This is a genomic window from Micromonospora sp. NPDC049799 (assembly GCF_040656655.1).
Classification (GTDB): domain Bacteria; phylum Actinomycetota; class Actinomycetes; order Mycobacteriales; family Micromonosporaceae; genus Micromonospora.
This window is the reverse complement of sequence record NZ_JBFAMU010000134.1, coordinates 1-11,424: the sequence shown is the minus strand read 5'-3', so window position 1 is coordinate 11,424 and position 11,424 is coordinate 1. Positions and strand designations below refer to the sequence as shown.

The window sequence follows — 11,424 nt, the reverse complement described above, 5'->3', positions numbered from 1 at the left end:
CCGGCGCGGGGTGGGTCGAGCACCACCACGTCGACCGGGCCGGTGATCCGTCGGCGGGCCAGCGCGGTCTCCACCCGGGCCGCGACGACCTCCACGTGCGGGAGGTCGGCCAGGTTCTCCCGGGCGGCGGTGACGCCCTGCTCGGCGGACTCGACGAGGGTGACCCGCCCGGTGTCGCCGACCCGCGCGGCGAGCGCCGCGGCGAAGAGTCCCGCCCCGCCGTAGAGGTCCCAGGCGCGCTCGCCGGGCCGCGGGGCGAGCTGCTCCAGCACCGCGCCGACGAGCGTGTCGGCGGCGGCCGGGTGCACCTGCCAGAACGACGACGTGGGCAGCGCCCACTCCCGGCCGGCGGCCCGCTCGCGGACCCGCTCCGGGCCGCTCACGGCCGTCGGCACGCCCTCGGCGTACGCGGTGACGGTCACGTCGCCCCCGGTGGAGGCGACCGTCTCGACGGCGTCCGCGTCGGGCCACCGGGCCCCGCTGGGCGCGAGCACCGGCAGCTCCTGGATCGCCGGGTGGGCGATCAGGCAGCGGTCGATCGGCACCACCTCGTGCGAGCGGTGCTTGAGCAGCCCGGCCCGGCCGGCGCCGTCGACGGCGTACCGGATCCGGGAGCGCCAGCCCAGCGGACCGCCGGGCAGCGCCTCCACGCGCACGGCCAGGGCGTCGCACTCCGCCTCGGTCAGCTTCGCCAGGCGCGTCAGCTGCTCGCGGACCACCGCCGTCTTCCAGTCCAGCTGGGCGGCGGGAGCGACGTGCTGGAGGTCGCAGCCGCCGCAGCGGCCCGGCCTGGCGTACGGGCAGGGTGGCTCGACGCGGTCGGGCGCGGCCTGGAGCACGGTCACCGCGTCGGCCCGGGCGAAGCCCCTGTGCACCTCGGTGACCTCGGCGACGACCCGTTCGCCGGGCAGCGCGTGCCGGACGAAGACGACCTGCCCGTCGACCCGCGCGACGCAGTGGCCCCCCGGTGCGACGGCGTCGACGGTCAGCTCGACCCGCTCGGCCTCCTCCAGCCCACCTCCGACGGCGCTCACGGGCGGTCCCCGTCCATGCGGCGCTCCCCGGGTGGAGCGGAGACGACCGGCGGCAGGGTGCTCTGCGGGACCACGCGGGGGCCCCGTGGCGGGCCCTGGCTCAGCGTGGCGTCCAGCCGGTCCAGGTTCTTACTGGCGGTGGAGGCGAGCTGCCACGGCACACTGGTCACCATCACGCCCGGTTCGAACAGCAGCCGCCCCTTGAGGCGCAACGCGCTCTGGTTGTGCAACAGGTTCTCCCACCAGCGCCCGACCACGTACTCGGGGATGAAGACGGTGACCACGTCGCGCGGCGACTCCCGGCGGACGTTGGCCACGAAGTTGAGGATCGGCCGGGTGATCTCCCGGTACGGCGAGTCGACCACGGTCAGCGGGACCGGGACGTCGCGCCGCTCCCACTCGACCTGCAACTGCCGGGTGTCCTTGTCGTCCACGTTGACCGTCACCGCCGTGAGCGTGTCGGGCCGGGTGGCCTTCGCGTACGCCAGCGCCCGCAGCGTCGGCTGGTGCAGCTTGCTGACCAGCACGATCGCGTGGTTGCGGGCGGGCAGGACGGGGCGTCCCTCGTCCGGAGTCAGTTCCACGGCGACCCGGTCGTAGTGCCGCCGGATGGCCAGCATCAGCACGTAGATCATCGCCATCGCGACGATGGCGATCCAGGCACCGAGCAGGAACTTCGTCACGAGCACGATGACCAGCACGGTACCGGTCATCACCATGCCGAACGTGTTGATCGCACGGGAGCGGACCATCCGGCTGCGGGCCTGCGGGTCGCGCTCCGTCTTCAGGTGCCGGTTCCAGTGCCGGATCATCCCGGCCTGGGAGAGCGTGAACGAGACGAAGACGCCGACGATGTAGAGCTGGATGAGCTTGGTCACCTCGGCCTGGAAGCCGACGATCAGCACGATCGCGAAGACGGCCAGGAAGAGGATGCCGTTGGAGAACGCCAGCCGGTCACCGCGGGTGTGCAGCTGTCGGGGCAGGTAGCGATCCTGGGCCAGGATCGAGCCCAGCACCGGGAAGCCGTTGAACGCGGTGTTCGCCGCGAGGAACAGGATCAGCGCGGTCGCGCCGGCCACCACGAAGAGCAGCACCGAGCCGGACCCGAACACCGTCTCGCCGAGCTGCGTGGTGACGGTCTTCTGCACGTACCCCTCGGGGCCGGAGACGATCTGGAGGTCCGGGTCCTCGACGAACTGGAGCCCGGTCAGCCGGGACAGCCAGATGATGCCGACCAGCATGCTGACCGCGATGGCACCCAGGAGGAGGAGGGTGGTGGCCGCGTTGCGGCTCTTCGGGGCCCGGAACGCCGGCACGCCGTTGGAGATGGCCTCCACGCCGGTCAGTGCCGCACAGCCGGAGGAGAACGTGCGCAGCAGCAGGAAGATCAGGGCGAAGCCGGTGACGCTGTGCTCGGCCTGGATCACCAGGTCGGCGCTGGGCGCGCGCAGGTCCTGGCCGAACACGAAGATCCGGATCAGGCCGGTGAGCAGCATGCCGCCGACGACGATCACGAAGCCGTAGGTGGGGATCGCGAACAGGTTGCCCGACTCCCGCAGGCCGCGCAGGTTCAGCGCGGTGAGCGTCGCCACCGCGAGCACCGCGATCATGACCTTGTGGGTGCCCACGAAGGGCACCACCGAGCCGAGGTTGGCCACCCCGGCGGAGACCGACACCGCGACCGTCAGCACGTAGTCGACCAGCAGCGCGCTGGCCACCGCGACACCGGCCCGCGGCCCGAGGTTGACCGTGGCCACCTCGTAGTCGCCGCCGCCGGAGGGGTAGGCCCGCACGTTCTGGCGGTAGCTGGCCACCACCGTGAGCATCACCACGACGACCGCGAGCGCGATCCACGGCGAGAAGAAGTAGGCCGAGGCGCCGGCGATGGACAGCGTCAGCAGGATCTCGTCCGGCGCGTACGCGACGCTGGACAGGGCGTCGGACGCGAAGACGGGAAGCGCGATGCGCTTCGGCAGGAGGGTGTGCTGGAGGCGGTCGGACCGGAACGGTCGACCGAGGAGCAGCCGCTTCAGCAGCGAGGTGGGTCTGGCCACAACGGCCAAGAGTACGACCATCACGGCCCGGACCGCCGGGGTGGCCGATCACAACCGGGTGTACGACCGGAGTACCGTCGGGCCGCGCCCACGCGGAGAGACGTGGCAGGCTCGCAGTCGGGTGCCGCACGCGGTGCGGGCCGGTGAGGAGGGGACGCGGTGCATGTCGTGATCATGGGCTGTGGTCGGGTGGGTTCGACGCTCGCCCAGAGCCTGGAGTCCCGGGGGCACTCGGTGGCGGTGATCGACCAGGACTCCGACGCGTTCCGGCGGCTCGGCCCCGACTTCGCGGGCATCACGGTGACCGGCGCCGGGTTCGACGGCGAGGTGCTGCGACAGGCCGGCATCGAGCGCGCCGACGCCTTCGCGGCCGTCTCCAGCGGCGACAATTCCAACATCATCTCCGCGCGGCTGGCCCGGGAGACGTTCGGCGTCTCCCGCGTGGCCGCCCGCATCTACGACCAGCGCCGGGCCCAGGTGTACGAGCGACTCGGCATCCCCACGGTGGCCACCGTCCGGTGGACCGCCGACCGGATGCTGCGCCACCTCGTCCCCGAGGGCAACGTCGAGATCTTCCGCGACCCGACCAGCACCGTGTCGATCGTCGAGGTGCCGGTGCACAAGGACTGGATCGGCCGGTCGGTGCGCGCGCTGGAGGAGTCGAGCGGCGCGCGGGTGGCGTACCTGATCCGCTTCGGCATCGGCACGCTGCCCACGGTGTCCACCGTCGTCCAGGAGGGCGACCAGATCTTCATGCTGGTCACCGACGACATCGTGGCGTCGGTCACGTCGGTGGCGGCGACGCCGCCGGAAGGAGGGCACTGAGCATGCGGATCGCCATCGCCGGCGCCGGCAACGTGGGTCGCTCGATCGCCCAGGAGTTGATCGACAACGGCCACCAGGTGATGCTGATCGAGCGGCAGCCCCGGATGCTGCGCCCGGACCGTGTCCCCGCCGCCGAGTGGGTGCTCGCCGACGCGTGCGAGCTGACCAGCCTCGAGGAGGCGAACGTCGCCGGCTGCGACGTGGTCGTCGCGGCGACCGGCGACGACAAGGTCAACCTGGTGGTGTCGCTGCTGGCCAAGACCGAGTTCGCGGTGCCCCGGGTGGTGGCGCGGGTCAACCGGGCCGAGAACGAGTGGCTCTTCACCGAGCAGTGGGGCGTGGACGTCGCGGTGAGCAAACCACGGGTCATGGCGGCCCTGGTCGAGGAGGCGGTCACCGTCGGGGACCTGGTCCGGCTGATGACCTTCCGGCAGGGCGAGGCGAACCTCGTCGAGATCACCCTCCCGCCCACCGCACCGTACGTGGGTCAGGCCCTGCACCAGGTGCCCCTGCCGCGCGACTCCGCCCTGGTGGCGATCCTGCGCGGCAAGCGGGTCCTGGTGCCCAGCCCGGACGACCCGCTGGAGGCCGGCGACGAGCTGATCTTCGTCTGCACCGCCGAGGTGGAGGACCAGGTCCGCGCGGTCGTGCTCGGCCCGGACAGCGTGGAACGGACCCGCGAGTCCCGCTGACACCGGGCCAGGGGGCCAGGGCCACGGACCGGCGGGGCGGCCCGGCGTCGGCTCAGGCGCCGGGGGTCGGCGCCGTCTCCCGGGTCACCCGGCGGACGGTCCAGACCGTGATCAGCAACAGCAGCGCGTACGGCGGGTAGCCCAGCGCCAACCGGGCCACACCGAGCGCGGTGTCCTGGTGGGCGAGGTAGAGCGCCGCCTGGACGCCGACCTTGGCCAGCCACACCACGCCCCAGAGCACGGTCAACCCGGTGAAGGTCCGGACCAGACGGGGGTCGTCCCGCCACTCCGACTTGCCCTTGGCGACCAGCACCGACCAGAGCCAGCCCACCAGGGGCTGCCGGATCGCCGCCGAGATCAGCAGGGCCACGCCGTAGCCGATGCCGTAGAGGATGCCGGGGAGGTAGAAGTCGCGCTCGTTGCCGGTACGCCAGGCGATCGCGGCACCGATGGCCACGCCGAACAGACCGTTGACGGCGTGCCGGACCGGCCGACGCTGGGCCAGCCGCAGCACGGCGATCGCCAGCGCGACCGCGACCGAGGCGATGACGGCGGGGCGAAGGTCACCGAGGATGTTCGCCACCACGAAGACGACCACCGGAATGCTGGACTCCACCAGCCCCCGCCAGCCGCCCAACTGGTCGGCCATCTGCTCGGCGAGGGTGGGGAGCGGCTCCTCCTCCACCGGTCCGAGGTCCGGCTGCGCCGAGCGGTGCTGTCCCGTCGTCATGCCCTGCCTTCCGTCCGCCGCACCCGGAGGTTTCACCTCGGCGGTTCCAGCTCGTAGTACGGGTTGTAGATGACCTTGCGATCGTCCCGTACGGCCATCCGCCCCCGGGCGGTCAGGTGGCGCCCGGGCTCGATGCCGGTGATGTGCCGCCGGCCCAGCCACACCAGGGTGACCACGTCGCTGCCGTCGTAGAGGTCCGCCTCCAGCGTCGGCAGGTTCGTCCGGGGGGTGTAGACCACCGTGCGGAGCCGTCCGGCCACCGAGACCACCTGGCCCCGCATGCACTGCTGAGCGGGCGGGCACCCGTGCTCGGCGCTCTCCCTGCGCAGCTCCTGCGCCTCGATCTCCGCCTCGCTGGCGGTGAGCCGGCGCAGCATCCGTCGCAGTGAACTCTGGCGCTCGTCGGTCGTCATGACCTCCGCGTCACCCTCTCCACGCTGACCGGCGCTCCGCCGGCTCTGGCTTGCGGACCCGACGACGCCGGGACCGTCCCGCCAGCGTACGCCGACGGAACCGGTCCCGGCCGTTCGGCCGAGGAGGCGGTCAGGCCTCGCGGGCGGCGGGTGCGTCCTCCGTGGCGGCGGCTTGGTCGGCCACCTCGCGGGGCAGCCGCAGCGGCAGCGGCTCGCGGACCGGCTTCGCCTCCTGGCCACGGTCGACCACGAGGCCGTCGAGGCACTCCCCGAGCGGGCCGGCGGCGGCCGGGTCGGTGGCCGCCCGACCCTGGTAGACGCCGCGGACCATCCACCGGGGGCCGTCGATGCCGACGAAGCGCAGGTCGGTGAGGCCGTCCGGGGTACGCACCCGGGCGTGCAGCTCGGTGCCGTACTCCCCCTGCACCTCCTGCGCGGCGGCGCCGTCGGCGAACAGCGACTTGCGGATCTCCTCGCGCACCTCGTCCCAGATGCCCTCGCTGCGGGGCGCCGCGAAGACGCCGAGCTGGAGGGCGTTGTCGCCGTGCACCAGGACGACCTGCTGGATCACGCCCTGCTGGTCGGCCTGGACCCGGACCTCGACGTCGGAGACCGCGGGGATCTGGAGGCTGCCCAGGTCGAGCCGCTGCACCCCCTCGGGCGCCTCGGAAGCGTCGTAGGGACCACGCGCCGGCGTCGCCTCCAGATCGGTGGAGTCGAGGACCTCCGCGGCCCCCTCGTCACGTGCGTGCCGTCCGGAACCGGCCCGCTTTCGGGAGAAGATCACTGCGCCCACCCTCCGCTGTTCACACTCACCGTGCCACCTCTTCCGTCCTCCTCGACCGCCCGATCGTCCGGACCGGGCGGGGGCGGTACCAGACCGACGTGCCCGCCGGTGGAGCCGTGCCCGCCCGTGCCCCGGCGGGACTCGGGCAGCTCGGCCACCGGCTGGAACTCCGCCCGGGCCACCCGCTGCACAACGAGCTGTGCGATGCGGTCGCCACGGGAGATCGTCGCCGGCACCTCCCGATCATGGTTGATCAGGTTGACCAGAATCTCACCCCGGTAGCCGGCGTCGACCGTACCGGGCGCGTTGAGCACGGTCACGCCGAGCCTCGCCGCCAGCCCGGAGCGCGGGTGCACCAGCCCCACGTACCCCTCGGGCAGGGCGATCGCCACGCCGGTCGGGACCAGGGCCCGACCACCGGGCGGCAGCTCGACGTCCGTCGCGGCCACCAGGTCGGCCCCGGCGTCGCCGGGATGGGCGTACGCCGGCAGCGGCAGCTCCGGGTCGAGCTGCCGTACGGGTACGGGTACGACGTCGGTCACGGTTCCCCTCTTCCGTCCGTTTCGCGGGGTGACCCTGCCATCCTGCCGGGTACCCGGGCGGTCGCGCGCCGTACCCTCGGACTGTGAGCATGTCGCCGTCCTCGCCGTCCTCGCCGTCCCCCGCCGCCCACTCGGAGCGGCTCGGCCTGCCCTGGTGGCTGTGGCTGTTCGGCCTGGCGGTGGCCGCGCTGCTCGCCGCCGAGATCTGGATGGGCGCACCCGGGATGCGGGCCTGGCTGCCCTTCGCGGTGCTGCTGCCGGCGACCGTGGCCGGCCTGGCGTGGCTGGGCCGGATCCGGATCGCCGTCGCCGACGGCGAGCTGCGGGTGGACGACGCCCGCCTGCCGGCCCGATTCGTCGCGGACGTGATCCCGCTGGACGCCGCGGGCCGGCGCGAGGTGCTGGGCGTCGGGTCGGACCCGCTGGCCTTCGTGGTGCAGCGGCCGTGGGTTCCCGGCGCCGTCCAGGTGGTGCTGGACGACCCGGCCGACCCCACCCCGTTCTGGGTGGTCAGCTCGCGCCGGCCGGTCGAGCTGACCGATTCGCTGCTCGCCGCGCGCGATGCGGCCCGTGCCGGCGCCGCCGCCGGTACGGACACCGGATCCCGCACCGGCGCCACCGGGACCGCCTGACGGCGTTCGGCCGGCGGAGGAGGTCCGGTCGCCGCGGTCAGGATGAGGTGGGCAGGGCCGGTGGGCTGCCGGGCCGGGTCACGCCCTTGCGGCGCAGGTCGGACCGGAGCTGGTCGGCCGTCGCGTGGGTGGCCCGCCGGTTGAGGTAGCTCGCCACGGCGGCCCCGGTGAGGAACGGGCCGAGCGTGGTCAGGTTGCGGCCGAACCGCTTGAGGAGGGTGTCCCGCAGCTCCTTGCGGGCGGCGGTGCCGAGCACCGCGCTGACCCCGACGCCGGGCATCATCGGGTTGATGCCCCGCTGGGTGGCCCACGACTGCATCAGCGCGACCGAGCGCTGCGTACCACCGGGCGGCAGCGGGACGCGGTAGACCTCGTGCAGCTCGCCGATCAGCTTGAGCTCGATCGCGACCACCGCGACCGTCTCGGCGGCCAGCAGCACCGGCGCCGAGAGCAGGGTCGGTGCGACGGTCCACTCGACCGCCGCGACGCCCCCGCCGGCGGCGCCGACACCGGCTGTCGCCCGCGCGGCGTTGCGCACCAGTCGATCGGCGAGGTCCTCGCCGTCGAGGTCGGGGAAGTGCCGCCGCAGCGTCGCCAGGTCGCGGACGGGCACGTGCGGGGCGATCTCGGCGACCGTGTCCACCATCCAGCGCACCGCGGCCTTCGGTTTGAACAGGTCGGCCACGCCACGCGAACGGGCCTGCGCCACCATCCGGCCGAGCAACTGCCGGCGGCGTCCGGGCGCGATGTCGTCGGCGGTCAGCGCCGCGACCGTCGCACCCAGGTCCTCGGTTGCACCGGCGTCGTCAGTGCCGCCCTCGACGCCCGTCCGCTCCGCTTCGAGCCGCCCGTCCGGCTCGCTCCGCTCGCTCATCGGTACGCCCTCCCGTGGCCCGCCGCCGACGCGACGGTGGCCCGTCACGAGTCAAGCAGGTCCCCCGGTGCGGCGCACGGCGACCGGAGCAAGCGGCGGCCCCGCCGTGGGAGCCGCCGCCGATGTCGTCCTCGTACGGGGTCAGACGCACTCGCGGCAGATCAGCTCACCGTTGCGCTCGACCGCGAGCTGGCTGCGGTGGTGCACCAGGAAGCAGCGAGCACAGCGGAACTCGTCCTGCTGCATCGGCAGAACCTTGACCGTGAGTTCCTCGTCGGCCAGATCGGCACCGGGCAGCTCGAAGCTCTCAGCCACCTCGGCCTCGTCGACGTCCACGGCGCCCGACTGTGAGTCGACGCGCCGGGCCTTGAGCTCTTCCAGGCTGTCCTCGCCGAGGTCGACCTCGTCGCGACGCGGGGCGTCGTAGTCGGTGGCCATCGGTTTCACTCTCCCATATCGATGTTGTCGCTTCCGGTTGTAACGCCGGACGACGCTGTTTCGGTTCCGCTGGCCGGCCACCATTTGTGTCGGTCACCCGACCCCGGCCGAAGCCGGTTCGGAGCCGCCAGAAGAAACTCCTCCAGCGAGCGCGGTACCTTACCCCCCCGTTGGGCGTGGCATGTATACCGCCCTCGTGGCTGAGATGTACGCCCCCGCACGCGAAGTTGTTCCCAATGTGACTCAGGCGACACGAAGATAGGGGTAGTAGTACCCCGTTCCCGGATGGCGCGCCGGCATGTCCGGCTGTTTCCACGCGACGGCCGGACAACCGTTAACCTCAGCGGCGTACTCCGACGGCCGGCGGGGCGGCCCGACCGCACCGACGGCCGCCACCACCACCTCTGCCCGGGGAGCACCCTGATGAGCTTTGCGCGAGTGCGAGCACTCGTTGTCGTCGGTCTGCTGGCGGTAGTGGCCCTGGTCTTCGTGGTCGTCGCCCTGGTCCGCGACACCCAGAGCGACGCGGGGGCCGCCGGTGGCTGCCCCGAGGGCTGGCCGGTCGCCGACGTGGCACTGCGCGAGCAGAAGGACGTCAAGATCAACGTTCTCAACGGCACCGAGCGGATCGGCCTGGCCACCGACATCGCCGACGACTTCCGGAACCGCAAGTTCCAGGTGAAGAAGGTCGCCGACCAGAAGAAGAAGATCGACGACATCGCCGTGCTCCGGTACGGCCCGAAGGCCGTCGGCTCCGCGCACCTGCTGCGCGCCTACTTCCTGGACGAGGCCCGGTACGAGTACGACCCCAAGCGCAAGGACGACACCGTCGACGTGGTGCTGGGCGCGTCCTTCCAGCAGCTCGCCACCACCACCGAGGTCAACCAGTCACTCGGTGACCTCGGCTCGCCCGTCGCGCCGCCCGGCTCCTGCCCGGCCCCGGCGAAGGGCTGACGGTCAGGGGCCGCCCGAGGCGTCGAGGTCGGCGAGGCGGGCGTGCAGGGGCTCGAACAGGGCCGGCGGGGCGGCCACGACCATGTCCGGCCCGGCCGGCACGCCGCGCAGGCCGTCCACCCGCAGTCCGGCCTCACTCGCCACCAGGCCGCCCGCCGCGAGGTCCCAGGCGGCGAGCCCCTTCTCGTAGTAGGCGTCCACCCGGCCCTCGGCCGCGTAGCACAGGTCGATCGCGGCGGCGCCGAGTCGCCGGATGTCCCGCACCTGCGTGATCAGCCCGGCCACCACCTGCGCCTGGTGCGCCCGGCGCCGCGGGTCGTACCCGAAGCCGGTGGCCACGAGCGCCTGACCGAGGTCGGTCTCGGTGGAGCATCGCAACCGCTCACCGGCGCGCCAGGCGCCCCCGCCGGCCGTGGCCGTCCACTCGTCGCCGGTGCTGAGGTTGCGCACCACCCCCGCGACGACCCTGCCGTCGACCTCGGCGGCCAGCGAGACCGCGGAGTGCGGCAGGTCGTACAGGTAGTTCACGGTGCCGTCGATCGGGTCGACGATCCACCGCACGGCGCCGGGACCGGACGGGCCGGCGGCCTCGCCCGCGCCGAACTCCTCGCCGAGTACGGCGTCGTCGGGCCGGAGCCTGCGCAGCGCGTCGATCACCTGTCGCTCCACCGCCCGGTCGGCGGCGGTCACCACGTCGGTGACCGTGCTCTTCGTCGCGGCCACCGAGACTCCCTCGGCCCGCATGCGGTACGCGGTCGCCGCGGCGTCCCGCGCCACATCGACGGCGATCTCCAGCAGCTCCTGCGCCGCAGGTGTCGAGCGATCCATTCGTCGGTCCCCTTCCCGCACGTCCGGGGTGTTGCGGATCGCGCGCGCTATCATCCTTACAAAGTCCACATCTGCGCCGAATCGGCGGTCCCCACCGCCGGTACGCCGTGCGCCGCAGGATGATCGCCGCAGACGGCGTTACAATTCACCCTGCCCACGCGCCACGGGCCGCCAGCGACCGGCGGGACCGGGACACGGGGGTCCCTCAACGACATCGCCCGGCACCGCGCTCCGCGCCACGCCGGACGACCCGGCCGTGCCCGCTCTTCGCCTCCGGAAGGTCATTCGTGACAGAACCCCGCCAGAACGGCGCCGACGTTCGCTCGCTCACCGACACCCTGATCGCCCACGCCCAGAGCGCCGGCGGCCAGCTCACGTCGGCTCAGCTCGCGCGCACCGTCGAGTCCGCCGAGGTGACTCCGGCCCAGGCCAAGAAGATCCTGCGGGCGCTCTCCGAGGCGGGGGTGACCGTCGTCGTGGATGGCTCCGCCAGCACCCGCCGCCGCGTCGCGGCCGCCCGCTCCGCCACTCCGGCGTCCCGGGCGACCACGGCCAAGACCACCAAGAAGGCCGCCGCGCCCGCGCCCGCGCCGAAGCAGGCGCCGGCCGCCGAGGAGGCGT

Annotated in this window: 14 protein-coding genes; 5 read left to right on the top strand and 9 right to left on the bottom strand. The window is 73.1% G+C overall.

Translation table 11 applies throughout. The annotated features are described in order from the left end of the window. Both AB0I76_RS13140 and AB0I76_RS13135 read right to left on the bottom strand, forming a co-directional pair. Positions 1–1,034, bottom strand: a 1,034-nt coding sequence (locus AB0I76_RS13140) for a TRAM domain-containing protein (protein WP_357034099.1), incomplete at its 3' end; no start/stop codon positions are given. After that, positions 1,031–3,088, bottom strand: coding sequence for an APC family permease (locus AB0I76_RS13135; RefSeq protein WP_357034097.1), 2,058 nt, complete (start codon positions 3,086–3,088; stop codon positions 1,031–1,033). The genes AB0I76_RS13140 and AB0I76_RS13135, both read right to left, overlap by 4 nt. 159 nt (positions 3,089–3,247) lie before the next feature. On the opposite strand from AB0I76_RS13135, the gene AB0I76_RS13130 reads away from it, so the two are divergent. Both AB0I76_RS13130 and AB0I76_RS13125 read left to right on the top strand, forming a co-directional pair. After that, positions 3,248–3,913 (top strand): TrkA family potassium uptake protein, encoded by a 666-nt coding sequence (locus AB0I76_RS13130; RefSeq protein WP_357034095.1) that lies wholly within the window; start codon positions 3,248–3,250, stop codon positions 3,911–3,913. Further along, positions 3,910–4,605, top strand: a complete 696-nt coding sequence (locus AB0I76_RS13125; RefSeq protein WP_357034106.1) for a TrkA family potassium uptake protein — start codon at positions 3,910–3,912, stop codon at positions 4,603–4,605. The genes AB0I76_RS13130 and AB0I76_RS13125 overlap by 4 nt, the downstream gene beginning before the upstream one ends. A gap of 52 nt (positions 4,606–4,657) precedes the next feature. Here the strand turns inward: AB0I76_RS13125 and AB0I76_RS13120 are convergent, their stop codons facing one another. The 4 genes from AB0I76_RS13120 to dut form a co-directional block, all read right to left on the bottom strand. After that, the gene (locus tag AB0I76_RS13120) at positions 4,658–5,335 is read right to left on the bottom strand and encodes a DUF3159 domain-containing protein (RefSeq protein ID WP_357034093.1); all 678 of its coding nucleotides are present in this window, start codon (positions 5,333–5,335) and stop codon (positions 4,658–4,660) included. A gap of 32 nt (positions 5,336–5,367) precedes the next feature. Then, a complete protein-coding gene (locus AB0I76_RS13115; RefSeq protein ID WP_357034091.1) occupies positions 5,368–5,748 on the bottom strand; it encodes an OB-fold nucleic acid binding domain-containing protein in 381 nt (126 codons plus the stop codon). 130 nt (positions 5,749–5,878) lie between these two features. Next, positions 5,879–6,535 carry a DUF3710 domain-containing protein gene (locus AB0I76_RS13110; RefSeq protein ID WP_357034089.1) on the bottom strand — a complete coding sequence of 219 codons (657 nt, stop codon included), beginning with the start codon at positions 6,533–6,535 and terminating at the stop codon, positions 5,879–5,881. Next, on the bottom strand, positions 6,532–7,077 hold the full coding sequence (gene dut, locus AB0I76_RS13105) for a dUTP diphosphatase (RefSeq protein WP_357034087.1): 546 nt from the start codon (positions 7,075–7,077) through the stop codon (positions 6,532–6,534). Before dut ends, AB0I76_RS13110 begins: the two co-directional genes overlap by 4 nt. A gap of 89 nt (positions 7,078–7,166) precedes the next feature. On the opposite strand from dut, the gene AB0I76_RS13100 reads away from it, so the two are divergent. After that, the gene (locus AB0I76_RS13100) at positions 7,167–7,709 is read left to right on the top strand and encodes a DUF3093 domain-containing protein (protein WP_357034104.1); all 543 of its coding nucleotides are present in this window, start codon (positions 7,167–7,169) and stop codon (positions 7,707–7,709) included. A 37-nt stretch (positions 7,710–7,746) separates the two neighbouring features. Here the strand turns inward: AB0I76_RS13100 and AB0I76_RS13095 are convergent, their stop codons facing one another. Both AB0I76_RS13095 and AB0I76_RS13090 read right to left on the bottom strand, forming a co-directional pair. Then, the gene (locus AB0I76_RS13095) at positions 7,747–8,583 is read right to left on the bottom strand and encodes a hypothetical protein (protein WP_357034085.1); all 837 of its coding nucleotides are present in this window, start codon (positions 8,581–8,583) and stop codon (positions 7,747–7,749) included. 141 nt (positions 8,584–8,724) lie between these two features. Then, on the bottom strand, positions 8,725–9,021 hold the full coding sequence (locus tag AB0I76_RS13090; protein ID WP_007075406.1) for a DUF4193 domain-containing protein: 297 nt from the start codon (positions 9,019–9,021) through the stop codon (positions 8,725–8,727). Between the two features lie 438 nt (positions 9,022–9,459). Here AB0I76_RS13090 and AB0I76_RS13085 point away from each other — a divergent pair, with 438 nt between their 5' ends. Then, positions 9,460–9,975, top strand: a complete 516-nt coding sequence (locus AB0I76_RS13085; protein WP_357034102.1) for a LytR C-terminal domain-containing protein — start codon at positions 9,460–9,462, stop codon at positions 9,973–9,975. Positions 9,976–9,978: 3 nt separating this feature from the next. Here AB0I76_RS13085 and AB0I76_RS13080 read toward each other — a convergent pair whose 3' ends face one another. Further along, on the bottom strand, positions 9,979–10,803 hold the full coding sequence (locus AB0I76_RS13080) for an inositol monophosphatase family protein (RefSeq protein WP_357034083.1): 825 nt from the start codon (positions 10,801–10,803) through the stop codon (positions 9,979–9,981). Positions 10,804–11,090: 287 nt separating this feature from the next. Between AB0I76_RS13080 and AB0I76_RS13075 the strand changes: the two genes are divergently transcribed. Further along, positions 11,091–11,424: RNA polymerase sigma factor region1.1 domain-containing protein (locus AB0I76_RS13075; protein ID WP_357034080.1), on the top strand; the 334-nt coding region annotated here is incomplete at its 3' end.